This is a genomic window from Chryseobacterium sp. MYb264 (genome assembly GCF_035974275.1).
In the GTDB taxonomy this organism is placed as follows: domain Bacteria; phylum Bacteroidota; class Bacteroidia; order Flavobacteriales; family Weeksellaceae; genus Chryseobacterium.
This window is the reverse complement of record NZ_CP142422.1, coordinates 399829-418253: the sequence shown is the minus strand read 5'-3', so window position 1 is coordinate 418253 and position 18425 is coordinate 399829. Positions and strand designations below refer to the sequence as shown.

Genomic DNA, 18425 nt, shown 5'->3' with positions numbered 1-18425 from the left:
GGTTAAAAACAGATGAAGAATGAAAAAAATCATTTATTCGTATTTCAGGTGTTTGACAAGGTTCAGTTTTGTGGCTTTATAGGCTTTGATGCTGACAACTGAAAAGGTTAATAGTAATAACAAAATCAGGCTTAGAAAATAAGGCCACCAAGGCATTTCAATTCGGTAAGCGAAATCTTTCAGCCATTCGTTCATTGCGTAATATCCAAACGGAAAGCTTATCACGACGGCCAATATACAAATGACCAAGAACTTTTTCGTTAAATCCCAGACGATTGTCTTTTCATCAGCGCCCAGCGTTTTTTTAATCGCCACGTCTTTTAATTTCTGATCGATAAGCAGTGATGATAATGCAAAAAGCCCCAACAAGGCAACCATTAACACAATGATGTTCAGAATAGAAAATAAAGTGCGCTGTTTCTGGAATTTCTCGAAGGTTCTGGCGAATTTTTTATCTACAAATTCATAGTCAAAAGGATAACCCGGCTCGGCCTTCGTGGTCCAGAATTCTTTAATTCTTTCAACGGTATGCTCAATATCTTCTTTAGACAGCCTGATCTGAATATTCTGCATATTATTTTTAGCCCAGCTGCGGTCATAATTAAAGAATAATATAGGCTCCACGGGTCCTTCTACCCCATTCATATTAAAATCTTTGAGAACGCCTAAAATTTTATATTTTTTATGAGAATCCCAACCCGGATACACTTCTTTGCCCAATGCTTCCTTTTTGTTCCAGCCCATTTTCCTGATGAACGCCTCATTTGCAACCGCTCCGAACATCGTATCTGAAGCTTTCCGAACATCGAGATCTCTCCCCGAAACGAACTTCATCCTGTAAAATCTGAAATAGTTATAGTCTATACCACCTAATGCCGTTCCACTAACCGATTTTGTAGTATCCTGCACATCTTTTACCGAGGCAGCATTCGCAATACCATTTCCCATCGTATTGATGGATCCTGTAACGGCTTCCACACCGTGAATTTTAGAAATTTCGGCTTTTAATCTCATGTATTTCTTATAGGTATAGTCATTCTCCCAATCCGTCTTTTTAAAATCGATCTGAACAACCTGATCCCCTTTAAAACCAAGATCTTTATTCATCATATAATTCACCTGAAAATAAATGATCAGTGAACAGATGATGAAGAACGAAGAAACGGCTAATTGCAAAGTTAAAATGGAGTTTCGCAGCCAGATTCCGTTTCTGCTTCGGGAAAAATTTCCCTTTAAGGTATGAACAGGTTTAAAGTGAGATAAATACCATGCCGGAATAATTCCTGAAATAAAAGCGAATATCATAAGTAAAATACCTGAGTAAAGAAAAATCTGCGGATCATTCATTTTCATTTCCTTATTCAAAAACTTGTTGTAAGACGGCAAAAGCAGCTCCAATAAAGCAAATGCAATTAAATAGGAAATAAAACAGATCATCAGGTTTTCCAGTAAAAACTGGATAATGATCTGGCCTGCCGAACTACCGATGGCCTTTCTTACGCCCACTTCTTTTGCTCTTTGAGATGACTGAGCTGTTTTCAGGTTAATTAAATTAATCGCTGAAAGCAGTAAAATCAAACCCGAAAGTCCTAATAAAATAAGAATAGACCTTTTATCTGCTTTTTGGATCCCTAAGCCTTTAGCCTCTAATTTCATAGAGCTGATAGGTGTAAGAAAAACCTCGGTTCTGTCTTTCTCATCATATTTCCCATTCCATTTCACCATCAATATTTTTTCCTGTTCATTGAGCTGAGCCGACAATTTTTTCTCAAGGTCTTTCACATCGGTCCCGGGTTTTAATTTAAAATAACCCACATAGCTGTAATTTGTCCACTGCAGATCCTTCCGGTCGACATCCTTATTTCTGAGTACAAATCCTGGAGTAAATACCGTGTGGGATGATGGAAATCTATAGACGGCAGAAACCACATACTGCTTATCGTTCTGCCCATCTGTTTTAATAACCTTTCCGACACAGTCTTTATATTCATCACCAAAAAGCGCTTTGGCAGTTTCTTCCGAGATGGCTATTTTACTTTGATCACTAATGGCATTTTTAAGATTTCCGGCCATTCTTTCCATCTGAAAAAAGTCAAAATAAGAATCTGTTGCCCAGGTTGCACTTGCATACACCGAGCGATCTCCAGCAATAAGTCTCATTTTATAAAAATCCCAAGAGTTGGCAATCGAAAAATCTTCAATTTCACTGAACTTTTCTTTTGAAACCGATAATGCGGGATAACTGGAGGTAGAAATAAACCCGAAAGAGTTTTTATTTTCAACAAGATAAATAAGGTCTTTATGCGGGTTTTGACTTTCGTATGACCGCTCATCCATCCAATGGATCAGTACCAGAAGAAAAATGCACAGCCCCACACTCAATCCCAATACATTGATAATGGTGGAAAGCCAGTTTTTTCTGTAATTGATCAATGCTATTTTAAACCAGTTTTTTAACATAGGTTTTGGTTGTTGGTTTTTGGTTGTTGGTTGTTGGTTTTTGGTTAATATCTCTATCAACTAAAAACAATCAACCATCAACTCATTACTCATACTTCAAATATTTAATCAGTTTTACCTTTGTTGCCTGGTAAGCTTTAACGCTCACAACGACAAATGTCAAGACAAGTAAAACAAATAAACTTACCATGAATGGCCAAATTGGCATATCAATTCTGTAGGCAAAATCTTTCAGCCATTCATTTATCAGATAATAACTGATTGGCATGCTGATGAGAACAGCGATAAATGTAATCCAAAGGAATTGTTTTGTTAATCCTAAAACTAATATTCCGTCAGAAGCTCCCAATGTTTTTCTGATCGCCACATCTTTCAGTTTTTGTTCGATCATTAAAGAAGACAATGCGAATAATCCCAGTAAGGCAACCATTAATACCATGGCATTTAAGATCGTGAACAACGTTTTTTGCTTTTGATACGTTTCAAAGGTTTTTGCAAAATTTTTATCAATAAAAACTGACTCGTAAGGATAACCCGGTTCTACCTCTTTCATCCAATAATTTTTGAGCCTTTTTAGCGTGGCGTTGATATCATCTGCCTTTAATTTTATCAGAATATTGTTCATCGTGTATCGTTTCCACTCTGTTTCTTTATAATGGAAAAACATAACGGGCTCAACTTCACTTTTTAAGCTTCTGATATTGAAATCTTTTACGACCCCTATTATTTTATAGGATTTAATATCAAATCCGGGTCTTACTTCCCGTCCTATAGCTTCCTCATCTTTCCAGCCAAATTTCCTAACCAGAGCTTCATTTACCAATAGAGTATTAATGGTATCGGATGCTAAATTCGGATCCAGCCACCGCCCTTTAAGCAGCTTAACGCCAATAAACTGAAGATAATCATAATCCATCGTTCCATGTTGTGCGTTCAGGCTTTGCTTCATATAATCAAAATTAGAACTGCTGAAATTACTGGTTCCCGGGTAAGCCTCTCCATAACTCACACTTTCAACGCCCTGTATTTTGGATATTTCCGCCTTTACTCTTTCATATTTCATCCAGGGCTTTTTGCCCGGATCATTAAAAGTGATTTGGAAAATCTGATTGCCATTAAAACCAAGATCTTTGTTCATCATATATTTCACCTGGGAATTAATGATTAATCCACCAATGATGAAAAAGGATGAAATAATAAGTTGCAAGGTTAAAATCCCGTTTCTCAGCCAGATTCCGTGTCTGCTTCTTGAAAAATTTCCTTTCAATGTTTCTATGGCTTTGAAATTTGATAAATATAAAGCCGGAATCAACCCGGAAACAAGGGTAACCACAATAACCATTGCGAATGAATAGAAGTAAATATGCCCGTCATTCATCACAATTTCTTTATCAAAAAACTTATTGAAAACTGGTAACAACAATTCTGTTAAAGCTAAAGACAAAACATAGGCAGCGATACAAATTAAAAATGTCTCCAGCAAAAACTGAAAAACCAAATTGGTCCTAGTGCTACCAATCGCTTTTCTGACCCCTATTTCCTTAGCTCTCTGAGAGGCCTGTGCTGTTTTCAGGTTAATGAAATTAATGGCTGATAAAACGACAATAAGTACAGAAAGAGCGAATAATATGACAATGGTTTTAAGATCCGGACCGCCAAACCAAGTCGATTTTGCATGCAGTTTCATTTGATCAAGTGGTGTTAACAAAGCACTTTGCGGTCCATAAGCATCTATAAACTCCGTTGGGGTCATTCCTGCATTTTTAGCATCCCTATTAGCTCTCATCATCAGAATCTCAAAAAATTTAGGAGGGAAAGCATCCGGATCGGCCCCTTTTTTCAATTTAAAAAAACAGGCGTAATTGAAATTTCCCCATTGCTCTTTATCATTTTTAATCTGCTGTGCGGGTTGGATGACAAAGTCGGGCTTAATATCGCTATTCCCTTTAGGCAATTCGTAGACAGCCGTGATGACAAAATTTTTATTATCAAATTTTACAGACTCCCCCGCAACATTGGTTCTTCCGAAAAGATTTTTGGCAGCCTCGCTGGATATTGCAAGATCAGATTCATTTTTAAGTGCATTTTTATAGCTTCCTGAAACTAATCTGAAAGGGAAAAGCTCAAAAAAATGATCTGTTACATAAAAACCGTTTTTCTGAAAGGCTGTTTTCACTTCTGTGGTCATTTTAAAAGAGATCCCCGTATTGGTCAGCAAAGCAAAATCTTCTATTTCGGGAATTCTTTCCTTCGCATTAATCGCTAAAGGATACGAAATAGACGACCCATAAGATTTATCTTTCGTATTTTGGGTCTGAAAAAAATAAATATCATCCTTTTTGGGATTCCAGCTTTCGTAGGATTCTTCGTCGTTCCAATGCATAAGGATCAGCATAAATCCGGTAAGTCCAATCGTAAGACCGAACAGATTGATGACCGTGGAAAGCCAGTTCTTTTTATAATTAATGAAAGCTATTTTAAGCCAGTTATTCAGCATAATTCTAATAGTATGAGGTATGAAACTTACCGTTAACCCGTTTTTAGGTTATATTTTAACAAGATGAGTTTTCAGGGTTATTAGTTTTTACGATAATTTAGTTAATAATTTTTTCCGCTTTGAAACTCCTGTATTTCGGCTTTTTCAAAGACATCTCTTCTATGCGTAGCATGCTCTTCATTAAAAATCTCCCCGTCTTTCATATTCACAATTCTGGAAGCAAAACCGGCATCATAAGAAGAGTGGGTCACCATCACAATTGTGGCTCCCTCCCTGTGAAGCTCTGCCAGAAGGTTCATCACTTCATTTCCGTTGGAACTGTCAAGATTTCCTGTAGGTTCATCGGCCAGAATTAATTTTGGTTTCGTGACCAAAGCTCTTGCTACAGCTGCTCTCTGTTGCTGACCGCCCGAAAGTTGTTGTGGATAATGTTTTGCACGATGGCTGATGTTAATTTGTTCCATGATTTCCTCCACCCTTTTTTTCCTTTCGGAAGAAGAAATTCCGTTATAGATTAGTGGTAATTCTATATTTTCATAGACCGTTAACTCATCGATCAGGTTAAAATTCTGAAATATAAATCCTATATTTTGTTTTCTGATCACCGATTTTTTCTTTTCACCCACATTGAGGGTTTCTACATCAGCAAATTTGTAAGAGCCTGCGGAAGCATCATCCAGCAATCCCAAAATATTAAGGAAAGTGGATTTTCCGCATCCTGACGGTCCCATGATGGCGACAAATTCACCTTTTTTTATATGAAGGCTCACATTGTGTAAGGCATTGGTCTGTACGTCTTCTGTTTTATAGATTTTCGAAAGATTTTGAATATTGATCATTTTTATTTTATATTAAGTTTCTGAAATAATTTATAAGTCTATTTTTGAAATCATCATTTTGATTGTCAGGCTATTTAATTCCGAATTTTTTATTTTTAAAGTCAATGACAATAGTTTTATCCAGGAAAAATACATTTCCAATAATCCCGTCAATACCCTGTTGCTCCAAAGAAAAATAATCATCATCTGTAAACCATAGCTCTTTTGTTGTAAATACTGACTTTCCGATGATAATTTTCTTATGAGCCTCTATCGCTTTTACGATTAAAGGATTATTAAAATTCCTGATATTAAAACTTTCCTTCATTACCGATGTATCAATGAGAGTCTGAAAATTTTTACGATAAGAAACCACCGGGAAGATGCTTGCTCCGTTATCATATTGAAAATGATAGAGTTTACCATCTATCTTCACCGGTATAACGGGTTTGTTATTAATAATTTTCATGTCTACAAAATCAATTTCCCCTGCCGACTTCAGCTCTTCACTTACCATCGCTTTCCTATTGGGAAAGTCAATAATTAAGTATTTATTCTGAAATACATCCGCCCCTAGCACGCCGCAAACTTCTTCCTGATCAAAGTTCAAAAGACCGTGAAGTTTATAATTTTTTACATGAAATTTTCCGATACTGAAATTCTGATCCTCCACAGTAAAAACAGAATGTCCTGCGGCTTCCATCTTTCCGTCTGTTTTCTTATGTTTGATGAATTCACTGCTCTGAAAACAGCGGTCATATATTAAAGTGGTATTAGCTCCCAGATCAAACTGAAAGAGATATGTTTTTTTCTCAATCGTAAAGGGGACGCTCATTGCAATTTTTTCAATCAGTTTCCCGTTGATGGAATCTTTTTCCCACTTAAAATGAAAGCTCTGTCCATTTGCTCTTCCTGAAATAAAAAGAATGACAATAATGGCTTTTAATAATCGTAATTTCTGCACGCTCTGCCGGTTTTTAGTTTATTATTACTATTTCTCCGATTGGAGATGGTAGTGTAAGATTTTATTTTCATGAATATTTAAAACGACATCCTTACCTACCTCAACCCCTTCTATTATCGCTTCCGTCTGCCAGCTCCCTCCGGTAATCTTAAACCGCAGGTCCGGAAATGTCTTAAAAGTAATCTGCCTCATGGTTTTACCGGTTTTCTCGAGTTTTACTTTCTGCGGATCCCAGTTTCCGATGTCCGACTGATTGCCTGTGATATAAACATCACTACTATTTTCTGGCACGGTAAGCATTACTGTAATGTCATATTTTTCGTTGGGCAATTTAAGCTTTTCACGTACTTTTTCAACACATGTCTCATCCAGCACTGTAAGTAATTGAGGAACAAAATCTTTAAAGGTCTTGTATTTTTCTCTGTTATGTTCATAGCCCATTATTTTATCTTCAAATTCAGGAATAAGAACAAAAGAAAGATCTTTAACATACTGTTCTCTTATATGCTCGGCCAGTTTTTTGTTTCCGTCTGCAAGAGCGATCCGTATTTCACCTGTTCTTACGATATGCTCTCCCACACAGGAAGGCCAGTAAGAATACCCTTGTCCATCCATCTTCCCAATCAATGCTTCGGCCATCAGGTTGTCGGTTTTATTTATTTTACTCTCATACTCCCCCAAATACTGATTCACAAATGAATGTCCAAACTCGTGAGTGATCAGGAAATGGATCGTCTGAGGATGATTGAACCCAAATTCTCTGTAATTATCAGAGTTTTTTTTCTTTTTCAACGGGATATAGGCACTGCTGATCATATTCGCGATCTTTCCTTTTTCAGACTTAAACATCGGGCCGTTGCCGTGCCAGAAGACTTCGCTGTATGGCAATACATCAAAAGGATTAATATAAAATTTATAAGCAAGAAATCTTTCACCATAATAGGTCTCCATCTTCATCATATAATCATCAGGTATATTTTTTCTGACCTCCTTTTTTGCTCCTTCTATAAATTCACGATGATCTCTGAAGAATGTCCCCAAGTTTCTTTCGATATAAAACAGCCTTAACTGCTCGGCAAACTTTTCTACGGCAAGCCTTTTAGCAACATCGCTTTCCTCAATTGCGAAAGCATAGCCTTCGTCAGGAAAAACATGATGCTTCAATAAGGTCTGATAAGAGAGATCCTGCTGCTGACCGGCCACCTTCAGGTAATCCTGCATATCTTTTATAATCCCTGAGTTATCATATTTTTCCATCTCCCTATTTGCCCAGTCAGCCAGCGGGAGATAGCCTATATCCGTTTTGCCGTCGATATAAAAAAGCTTTCCCTGATGCCGTGCCACGAGATATTCAACAATAGAATACGTCGCAATATTGGGACTGAATTCCACGTCCACTCGTGCCGACTGCGATTTCATATCCGCCGCCATTAAGAATAGAATCAGAATCAATAGGCTCGTATACTTGATCATATACTCTGAGTTTTTATGGATTTATTTAATTTTTAATATCCAGAATTTCGTATTTCTTCAATTCGGAATAATCTGACGTAATCACTGTTTCTCCCGCTTTCAATCCGGAGACCACCTCATATGACAGCGGGTTTTCCCTTCCGAGCGCGACTGTTCTTTTTTCTGCTTTGTTTCCTTTTACCACAAAGATCCACTTTCCTCCCGTATCTTTATAAAAATTTCCTTTAGAAACCATCAGACTCTGAGTATCAGCCGATAGTTTCAGCTTTACGCCGAAGGTCATCCCTATTTTCAGATTGTCAGCTTTTGCATCGGTGAAGTTCAGTTCTACCGAAAACTGTCCGTCTTTCACTTCCGGAAGAATCTTGGTCACAATCACATCATACTGTTTTCCGTTATTTTCCAAACTGCCTTTAATTCCGTTTTGAAGCTTATTAATATAATACTCATCTACTTTTGCAACCAGTTTGTATCCATTCATCAAATCAATTTTTCCTATGCTTTGTCCGGTTGTAAGATTTTCGCCAATCGAAACATTAAAAGAAGAAAGTCTTCCCGAAGCAGGTGCCATAATCAGGAAATTATTTTTATTGGAACGCAGTATATCTCTGCTTTTTTCCATTTGAGCAATAGAAGAATTGATCGCTGACACCTGAGAAGCTCTGGATTTTTTTTCGTTGGCAGCACCATTTTCAACAATTAATTTTCTTTGCTTTTGATAATTAAGATTTTGGAGGCTTATATCATAATCTGTCTTTTTACCTATTTCGGCTTCATAAAGGCGTTTTTGCAGATTAAAGGTTTGTAAAGCAGTATTATAATCATTCTGAGTCTGTAACAATTCTTTATCCTGGGCAAATTCCTGATTTTTCAATTCCAAAAGAGAGTTTCTCATCTGGCTGATTTGCTGCATAATACCGGTTTCCTGATTCAAATAATTAAATTCTGTATTCGGATTATAAACCTGTGCGATAGGCTGTCCCTTTGTTAGTATTTGTCCGTCTTCCGCAAAAAGTTCTTTGATGGCTCCGCCCTCCAGAACATTGACCAGCGAAGAATGTAATGACTGCGTTTGTGCTGTCACCATCAGCATATCTTCAAACTTCCCTTGCGTAACTTCATCAGTCTGAATATCTTCCACCGAAACATTGTACGTTTTTTTCTGCTGAGCAAAATATATACTGAAAAGAGATAATCCTGCCACAAGAACAGTTCCTCCTAAAACAAATTTTAATTTAGATTTCTTTTTTACTATTTTCGTATCCATATTAAAGATAACTCGTTTGCTTACAATTAATTACACAATACCAAGACCAAAGAAATATTAAGCTGTAAGTAGTTGAAAATCTGAATTAAGGCATTTTAATTTATTTTAAAACTGTTCATTTCCGGACACTTTCTGTACGAAAACGGACATTTTAGCCTTAATTTTTGATTGAGTTTAATTTAATTATAAATAAAAATAACGAATGCGTAAAAAGGAAGCCCATATTTTAATAGTGGATGATGATGAAGATATTTTATTTTCCGCCAGAGTCTGGTTAAAAAAATTCTTCTCTCAGATCAGCTGTCTCAGTCAGCCCTCAAAAATTCTCAAATTTCTTTCTGAAAACCAGATCGATGCCGTTGTTCTGGATATGAATTTCCGGAAAGGATTCGAAAACGGACAAGACGGACTGTATTGGATGAATGAAATAAAAACCATTGAACCACAGCTTCCTATCATTTTGATGACCGCTTATGGCGAGGTAGAACTAGCCGTAGAAGCTTTAAAAAACGGAGCTTCAGATTTTATCTTAAAACCTTGGAATAACGAAAAATTATACGCTTCTGTTAATTTGGCGGTTGACATTTCTCGAAAAAATAAAAAGCTGAGTCAGTGGGAAAATATTCATCAAAAAACCAATCAGTATAAGCTGGAAACACAATCTGCGAAAATGAAGGAAGTCCTGGAGCGACTTCAAAAAGTCTCTCCTACGGATGCCAATGTGCTTCTTTTGGGTGAAAACGGCACCGGAAAATATGTGATGGCAGAATCTATTCACGAGCAATCGGAAAGAAAAAATGAGCCTTTTGTACATATTGATTTAGGAAGTATTTCGGAAAATCTTTTCGAAGCCGAGCTGTTTGGATATAAAAAAGGGGCATTCACCGATGCTCATCAGGATTATGCCGGAAAAATTGAAAATGCACAGAACGGAACGGTATTTCTGGATGAAATAGGAAACCTTCCCCTTCAGCTTCAGACTAAACTTTTAAGCTTAATTCAGAATAAAAAGCTTTCGAGAATCGGAGAAACGAAAGAGCGGCAACTGGATGTACGGTTTATTTTTGCGACCAATGAAAATTTAAAGAAAGCAGTGGGAGAAAACCGTTTTCGACAGGATTTATATTACAGGATCAATACGGTTGAAATTCAGATTCCTGCGTTAAGAGAGAGAACGGAAGATATTGATCTCCTTTCTCAGTATTTTTTAGACCGGTACAGACAAAAATACCATAAACCTGATTTAAAATTAGACGAAAACTTATTAACCCTGCTAAAAAAATATCCATGGCCGGGAAATATCCGTGAGCTTGACCATTGTTTAGAAAGAAGTGTGATCCTATCAAATCAAACTTATCTTCAATTACTTATGCCACAACCTGAAGAACAGGAAAGTACAATCATAAATTTAAATATTGAAGAAATGGAGGAAGTTTTAATTAAGAAAGCGTTGAAAAAGCATCGAGGAAACATTTCTTTAGCCGCTGAAGATCTGGGACTTTCGAGGGCTGCTCTGTATCGAAGAATGGAAAAATTCGGTTTATAGCCGAGCTTAAACTTTGAAGTGAAATGAATAAAAAAAATTATATCCGACTGATTTATATTGTGCTTTCCATTGTGAGCGGAATGTTTTGTTATCATTTTTTTCTTGAAGGAAAATGGATCAATGTGATCCTGTTTGCCTTGGTTATCGTTGTGCTGCTCTCTCTCGTCAACGCTTCACTATTGAGTCAGACTGCAGCAGCGGAGAAAATTATACTTTCTATTGTAAGGAAAGATTTTTCATTATTTCCCTCAGAAGATGGGACAGAATTAACGGATAGCAGCGTAAGGCTCTATTATCAAAGCAAAAATGAACATTTCTCATTATCTTCCTATAAACTGCTTTATGAAAGTATTTTAGACAGGCTGGATATTGGATTAATGATCTTATCTAAAAAAGAATCTGATTGGGAAGTATTCTATGTAAACCCTGTATTTCTAAATATTTTACAGGTTCCGAAATACAATTCATGGAATTTGTACGCGAATAAAATTCCTGAATTTTTTAATATTATAGAGCAGACTCAGTATGAAAGTTCTCAGGAGTTTTTTGATATTTCTATTCGTCATAATGCCAAACAGTCTTTCTCCTTAAGAACGAAACAGGTTCAAAATGTTCAGGATAGCTTTTATATTATTACATTAGAATCGGTTCAAAAAATCATCGAGCAAAAGGAAAAATTGGCGTGGAACAACCTGATGAAAGTAATTTCCCATGAATTACTCAATACCCTGACTCCCGTCAACAGCCTGATTCAGAATTTGGAATATATCAGCAATCAGGAGGTGGTGGATAAAGAGGATCAGCAGGAAATGAAGGAAAGTCTGGCCATCATAAATTCAAAATCGAGGCAACTTCTGAATTTTGTAGACAACTACCGACAGGTTGCAGAGCTTCCCAAGCCCTTAATGGCCAATGTTTCTCTAAAAAAAATAACGGAGACCGCCATTGCTTTTCTTAAACAGGAATTTGATAAAAATACCATTACGGTTATTGCTGATTTAGAAGAACAATTTGTGTATGCAGATCAGAAAATGATTGAACGTTGCCTTATAAATCTTTTCCTTAACGCTATTTATGCAGTGAACGGAAAAGAGGAAAAAATAATCAGAACTGATATTCAATTAAAAAACAATCGTTTGATACTGAGTATTTCCGACAATGGTTGCGGAATAACCGATGAAATAAAGGATAAAATATTTCTTCCTTTTTTTACCACCCGAAATAGCGGTTCCGGAATTGGTTTAACGCTTTCAAAAAGTATTATGGAAGCTCACAAAGGATATCTTAATTATCAAAATCTGGAGGAAGGAAGTTGCTTTGAAATGTGGTTTGTCATCTAGGTTCATTATCAATAGGTGAAGAAAGATAGAGGCTGGAGGCTGGTTATGCCAAAAGACAGTATCCCGCTCTTTTTTGACGCTATCAGCACAATACAATGATACTACCGTTTTATCTTTGAAATTTCCTTTACATTATTTACCCCGTTCAGGGTTTATTAAGGTAAATTCAAAAAGAAAACGGTATCATATCATCAACTTCCTGCCTCCAGTCCATTTCTCACTCCGTACTCCGGTTACTGATTATAATTGGGAATAGAAAGCTTTGTATTAACCAATACCGTATCTTTTTCATTTCAAATTTCAAAATTATCACGATTTTGATTAAATAAATATTCGGAATAATTCTTTTTTGATGCTTATAAAAATGCCAGACTGTCGAAGGGTTTTCATTATAAATAAGCTTCATAACACTGTCGATAGATATTTCATTATTCAGTTTTCTCCTCGTTAAGTCGGCATCATTTTCCCTCAGAATATCATTCGGAATCGGATGTAAGCGGGGTCATTTCTGTGAACTCTTCAGCTTGCGGCTCCATAACTTTCAGCTTGTTAAAGTCCTCAACAGGAGCTCCGGCATTATTTTCTTCAGCAGAAGAAGATATCAGAGACTTACCTTCTTTAGAGAACATAAAATAAAACACCAACATACCGATTACACACAGTCCTAATATCAAAGACATGATGATGAAGACCGGTGAGGCTTCTTTACTTTTGCGAGAACGTTGGCTAAACCCGGAAAATTCCTCATCAGAAGACGACCCCACGACCAGGGATGGAGATCTTTGTCTGAAGACCGAGGGTGAAGAGGATAAAGAGGATAGACTTTCAATGCCTTTATTTTGATTGATTTTTTCGGTGAACCGTTTTTTATTTTCGTGATGAGACTGCTTTACGGGATCCATTTTCTCTCCTGACTTCAGACGACGGATGGTTTCATCGAGTGTCAGTTCATATTCTTCAAAAGTCTTGGTAACGGCCTTAACTTTTTCCTTGGATTCTTCTATTTTAAAAGCATTCTCTGAATGCTTTTTTTCATTTTGGTGAATTTTATTTTCAAGCTCGCCGATCAATAATTTCTTTTCTTCGTTTAATTTACCCTTTTCATTTTCATAGGAATGAATGGTCTTTTCAAGTAAACTCTTTTGTTCATCCTCCATTCTTTTTATTTCGTGATTCAAGCCCTGAATTTCAACGATTTTAAAAATCCCTTTCTGATTAACGAACTCTGCAATCTCTTTAGCATCCGTAAAATAAACCATATCATATCCATTCAGAAGTCCTGTTGTCCTCTTAAAAAGCTCCTGCAGTTGGGCAGGTTCTGTTTTGCAATAGACAACAAGATAATTTCCTGTACCTCCTGAAAAATTAAGATCTTCCAAAGGCTTTTCATTGAGCCTGATCTTATCAAAATCCTTGGGTTTGGAGGCCAAAAAATCTTTGGAATGATTTACCGTAAAGGTATCATCCTGAACATTTTTTTCTTCCAGATTTTGATGAAACTCATTCAGGACACTAATAATAAGATTTTCATTGGCCGAGGTATTCAGAAAGATTAAACTCGATCCGATGAAGGTTCCTCCCCTTTCAGAGTGTTGCTCTTTCGCAAAAGTATACAGGGAATATGAAATAATGTTCTGTCCCGCCGCAGATTCCTTTCGGATTCCGTATAATTTTGTTTTGGGAAATAATTTGATCGCATCTGTTTTGAGATCAAATGTTTTGATCTGTTTTGATAACTCTGCATTTCCTCCCAGCAAAGATTGCCTGAAGCCGTTTGGATTTCCAAAAGTTCCAAACGCACAAAAAAAATATGAACTGCTCATCAACTGGTAAAACTAAATTTTAAACGTTCCCAAAAAGTTCCTTCATAATCCAGATCATAGCCTACGATGCTTCGGTAAAGCCATTTCGACAAAACTTCAGCAGTCGAAAGATTCAATAAACTGACCTTCTCCTGTCCCACCGCATTCTGCACACTTCCGATGGTATAATAGGTTTTGCTTAATCCATACGTATCAATCCGTTGCGCGGTCATGGGTAACCGCTCAGATACAAAGCCATCCAGTTCTTCCGGACTTTCCACATCCATTCTTCCTGATTTATCCCATTTTGAAACAATCAGAATGGCATTCACGGATTTCAGATTTTTACCTTTTCTTTCCAATTCATCAAGAAATTCATTGATCAGGCTATCGTCCCTGTGTGCCGCTTCATAGCTTGTTACAATGATAAAAGTAAGCGGTATGTTTGCATTCAGAAAAGACTCAATGCTGCTGTGATAGCTTCCGCCCCTTCGGATCTCGTTGTGATTTTCGCCGGACGTTTCCAAAAAAGTAAGATCAACAGGGACTACTCTTTTAGACTTATTATTAGGTTCAAAAACCAGATCCAGACGCGTCACCTGATCTCTGGTTGTTCTGTTGGGTAAAACACCTTGCCGTATGTTTTCAAAGAAATCAGACAGAAGCACATTCGCCTCCTTAGAGTTAGGCGTTCCTAATTTGGGACGTAAAACCCCGGCATGAGAACGCAGATAGTACAGCATGGAAGAAAGAATCACCGATTTTCCGGATTCTGCTGTACCAAAGAAAAATACAAAATTGCTGTCTTTATTTTTAATATCGTTTGAAATAGTTCTTGCAATCGGAACGAAGTCTTCCCGAGTGTTATTATTTGTTTCAAAAGAGAGCGGTTTTAGCATTTCCTCAGCTTCGCTGTCAAAAGACAACGGTTTAAAATGATCATGATTATCCATTGCTTAATTATTAGGTATTAAAGTTCTTCCGCTTCTTTTATTATTAAAAACACTTCCACGGTTGTTTCTGTTATTGTCAGGATTTGTGACTAATAAAATGATAATTACGATCACAAAATCCAGTAAGATGCATCCCGCCAATACCACAAACTGGTACATTCCGAAATGTTTAATGGCATGTTCAAATGCAAAACCTATTTTGCCCACTTCCTGCGTTTGGGAAACCAACGGTTCAAAGCTGATTTTATCTTTTCCCAATACGTTTTCTGCGCGGCTTCCCAATTTATTATATTCAACAAGTGATTCGTCTACAATCCCCTGAGAGAGTTTATCTTTCTCATTTTTAGATAAAAGCAGCAATTCCTGGATATTCTTATTCCATTTGGCAGCAGCAAGATTAATATCTGTTTTCAGCACACGTTCTTCGGTAGATAAATCAGAAACCATATTATCTATCTGGTTCCCCATTCTTTCGGAAAGGTCTGCATAATCGTTCCCCACCGGTGTTAAGAGATCCACTTTCTGACCGGTTAGTTTCTCAATATCCGCAATCAGGGAAAGCGCACGGCTTCCGATGCCCTTATTTCCGGGATCTTTAATCTGCTCCATCAGTTGTTTTTTCTTAATTTCGATATTCTGAGTCGTCGCTTTATTGTACTTGTAATTCAGTTTAGATTCAATATTACCTTCCAGATCGGTAAAACTTTTATTGATGGTTCTGAGTTCATCTGTATAAATATCGGTCTTCATAAACCTTGTATACAGGGCATTGAAATTGGCGATAAAGCAGAATGAAGCGATGAAGATGTAGATTCCGACAAGGCTTCCCGTGGGTTTGCCTTCCAATTTGGCACTTCGCAGCAGCCAGCAAAGAAAAAGAAGTAATAGAGACAGGACCAGCGCAATAACGAATGATGCCGGCCCGAAAATTTGCTGTAGCCCCAACCAGGTCTGGTAAAAGCTGACACTGATAAGAAGTAATGCAAGGACTCCCAAAAAGAGATCTGATGGTGTAGTTTTTTTATTCATAAGACATTTAATTATTTTTATAAACCTTTATTTACAAAATCAATAATTTTATAATGCCCGAAACTACGACCAATGAACAAAAAAAAATTACGGTTTCCCGTAATCAGTTGGTTTATCTATTGAAAGTTTTGTGTTTACAATTCCTTAGTTTTTTCTATTTCATTCCTATTTTACAAGCCAGATAAAGAGAAATATCAGCCATTGAATTCCCAGGGTAAGCCATATTAAATTTCGGCTTGGCTCAGACAATTCATTCAGGCTTTGGATGGTTTTGATTTTAATAATCTCATAAAAATTGAGATTCTCCTGATTGAAATCGATATCATCCATTTTAATTTTTTGCATTCCGAAAATGATGATTTTCTTTAACCATTTATTTTCAGATTTATCATTTCTAATCGCATTGATAACCTTTAATTTATTCAACGTAAAATCTCCAGTATTCCTCATCACCTGAGGCTGTTTCTTCTGAATAACAGACAGTATTTTATCCAGAACCGGACTGATAATGCTTTCGGATTTATCAAGGATTAACCGGTTCGCAAGCTTTGATATAATATATTGGTTTCCCAACGTAAAAAATAAGAAAGGGCTCGCAAAGCAGGTAATCAGCCAGAGAATAGAGCCTACCGGCCTCGCCAGAAATACCATAACGAGAAATGGTGCCGCCCCCGCATGGCCGGAATGTCCGGCATCAATGTTCCTGGTTAAAAGAATAAATTCCACAACAACAAGAAAAACAGTTGAAAAAGCACCTAATAAATTGATTTTTAAAAAACTGGAAATAGCAACAGCAGAAAGTGTGGCTATATATTTAAAATTTTCTTTCATTCAGTATTTTTGATTTAATGCCTGAAAGATAGGTTTATTATAAAATAAATTCAAATAAACCTGCATTTATTTTCTTTATGATAAAGAAGAAAATGGATGTAATTGTCCATTAAGCAATTATATTCAGGCATTACTTTTCAAAATATACCCTAAAAAATGTTGTTGCCCATACTACTTTCTCAGTAGATAAAAAATACAGCGCAGAACCGTACTTATAGACTGTTCATGAATCACTAAGTCTATACCACATTCAGCATGTATAAATCTCAAAACCTCACCATCAATCAATAACCATTTAAACATCAACAAGATACATGATATTAACACAATATTATATTTCACTAAAATATGATATAATTCATATTCAACGGTTGTTTATTCGCTAAATGAATCGTACCTTGGACATATAAAACAATAACCTCCAAAACATCTATTATTATGAAAATCAGTCATTCTTATCTGTATGTTCCCTCGGTAACCGAAAATAATGAGGCCGTCATTCAAGAATTTGAGCAGAGAGGGATCTCTATGCAGAAGATACAGAATGCCCTCGGCCGATCCACTCGGTTTCTGATTCCTGAAAAATCGACAGAAAACACCTTCACCATGTCCGTAGACGCGGCTAAGAAAGTGCTCGAACAAAGCCATATCAACATCGCTGACATTGATATGATTATTTTTGTGTCGGCAACTCCCGAATATCATATGCCCACCAATGCCATTAAAATACACCGTGCGTTGGGAGCTAAACACGAGACCTTATGTTATGATATGAATTCCAACTGTATCGGAGGTTTTGTGGCTTTAGATCAGGTTTCAAAATATCTGGCGGGCTCTAAAAACAGACATAAAGCACTGGTTATCTGCTCCGAGCGTTTCTCCGACAAATCGGGAAAAGAAAACCCGATCATCCGATTTTGCTTTTCGGATTCTGCGCTGGCCTATATTATTGAGAAAGATGACACGGACTCCGGGTTGATTGATGTACTGTATCATACAGACAGCACCTTCACAGATACCATCGTCTACCCTCCTAATGGACATTCCTGCTACCGTTATGAAGACGAGATCTTTTGGGATACAGGTTTTGATGGCAGTGGCAGTGTCAACTTTGCGCTCAATATGATTGATGATTTTCTGAAACGCAACCATCTCACCATTAAAGATATTCAACTCTTCTTATTTTCTCAGCTTTCCGCGAAAAATATTCAGACGATCATCAACCATTATGAAATTCCAGCAGACAAGGCACCTTTTTATGGAAGGGAGATTGCCTATACCGGTTCGTCAAGCCCACTGGCAGCATTGGATCTTTATCAGAGAAATGTCGCAAAGCTTCAGCAGGGAGATTATGTACTCATATGGACCCTGGGAGCAGGATATCAGGCAGGTCTGATGTTATGGAAATACTGATTGCGGATTGATCATAAGACCTGATGATTTTT

Annotated in this window: 13 protein-coding genes; 3 read left to right on the top strand and 10 right to left on the bottom strand. The window is 36.9% G+C overall.

Annotated elements, in window-relative coordinates:
- Positions 1-33: 33 nt before the first annotated feature.
- From VUJ46_RS01785 to VUJ46_RS01760, 6 genes are all read right to left on the bottom strand, one after another.
- The gene (locus VUJ46_RS01785) at positions 34-2460 is read right to left on the bottom strand and encodes an ABC transporter permease (protein WP_326983305.1); all 2427 of its coding nucleotides are present in this window, start codon (positions 2458-2460) and stop codon (positions 34-36) included.
- A gap of 85 nt (positions 2461-2545) precedes the next feature.
- Positions 2546-4957: an ABC transporter permease gene (locus VUJ46_RS01780; RefSeq protein ID WP_326983304.1), complete on the bottom strand. Its 2412-nt coding sequence runs from the start codon at positions 4955-4957 to the stop codon at positions 2546-2548.
- Between the two features lie 101 nt (positions 4958-5058).
- Positions 5059-5796 (bottom strand): ABC transporter ATP-binding protein, encoded by a 738-nt coding sequence (locus tag VUJ46_RS01775; RefSeq protein ID WP_326983303.1) that lies wholly within the window; start codon positions 5794-5796, stop codon positions 5059-5061.
- Between the two features lie 70 nt (positions 5797-5866).
- The gene (locus VUJ46_RS01770) at positions 5867-6739 is read right to left on the bottom strand and encodes a hypothetical protein (RefSeq protein ID WP_326983302.1); all 873 of its coding nucleotides are present in this window, start codon (positions 6737-6739) and stop codon (positions 5867-5869) included.
- A gap of 27 nt (positions 6740-6766) precedes the next feature.
- Positions 6767-8212: a DUF4932 domain-containing protein gene (locus tag VUJ46_RS01765; RefSeq protein WP_326983301.1), complete on the bottom strand. Its 1446-nt coding sequence runs from the start codon at positions 8210-8212 to the stop codon at positions 6767-6769.
- Positions 8213-8237: 25 nt separating this feature from the next.
- Positions 8238-9479 carry an efflux RND transporter periplasmic adaptor subunit gene (locus VUJ46_RS01760; protein WP_326983300.1) on the bottom strand — a complete coding sequence of 414 codons (1242 nt, stop codon included), beginning with the start codon at positions 9477-9479 and terminating at the stop codon, positions 8238-8240.
- Positions 9480-9681: 202 nt separating this feature from the next.
- Between VUJ46_RS01760 and VUJ46_RS01755 the strand changes: the two genes are divergently transcribed.
- Together VUJ46_RS01755 and VUJ46_RS01750 are read left to right on the top strand one after the other, a co-directional pair.
- Positions 9682-11025: a sigma-54-dependent transcriptional regulator gene (locus VUJ46_RS01755; protein ID WP_326983299.1), complete on the top strand. Its 1344-nt coding sequence runs from the start codon at positions 9682-9684 to the stop codon at positions 11023-11025.
- 23 nt (positions 11026-11048) lie between these two features.
- Positions 11049-12365 (top strand): sensor histidine kinase, encoded by a 1317-nt coding sequence (locus VUJ46_RS01750; protein ID WP_326983298.1) that lies wholly within the window; start codon positions 11049-11051, stop codon positions 12363-12365.
- Positions 12366-12841: 476 nt separating this feature from the next.
- Here the strand turns inward: VUJ46_RS01750 and VUJ46_RS01745 are convergent, their stop codons facing one another.
- The 4 genes from VUJ46_RS01745 to VUJ46_RS01730 form a co-directional block, all read right to left on the bottom strand.
- On the bottom strand, positions 12842-14188 hold the full coding sequence (locus tag VUJ46_RS01745; protein WP_326983297.1) for a hypothetical protein: 1347 nt from the start codon (positions 14186-14188) through the stop codon (positions 12842-12844).
- Positions 14188-15120, bottom strand: a complete 933-nt coding sequence (locus VUJ46_RS01740) for a hypothetical protein (protein ID WP_326983296.1) — start codon at positions 15118-15120, stop codon at positions 14188-14190. Before VUJ46_RS01740 ends, VUJ46_RS01745 begins: the two co-directional genes overlap by 1 nt.
- A 3-nt stretch (positions 15121-15123) precedes the next feature.
- Complete coding sequence (locus tag VUJ46_RS01735) at positions 15124-16149, bottom strand: hypothetical protein (RefSeq protein ID WP_326983295.1); 1026 nt, start codon at positions 16147-16149, stop codon at positions 15124-15126.
- Between the two features lie 165 nt (positions 16150-16314).
- Positions 16315-16980, bottom strand: a complete 666-nt coding sequence (locus tag VUJ46_RS01730; RefSeq protein WP_326983294.1) for a hypothetical protein — start codon at positions 16978-16980, stop codon at positions 16315-16317.
- Positions 16981-17418: 438 nt separating this feature from the next.
- Here VUJ46_RS01730 and VUJ46_RS01725 point away from each other — a divergent pair, with 438 nt between their 5' ends.
- Entirely contained in the window at positions 17419-18393 is a 975-nt protein-coding gene (locus VUJ46_RS01725; RefSeq protein WP_326983293.1) for a 3-oxoacyl-ACP synthase III family protein, read from the top strand.
- The last annotated feature ends 32 nt before the right edge of the window (positions 18394-18425 follow it).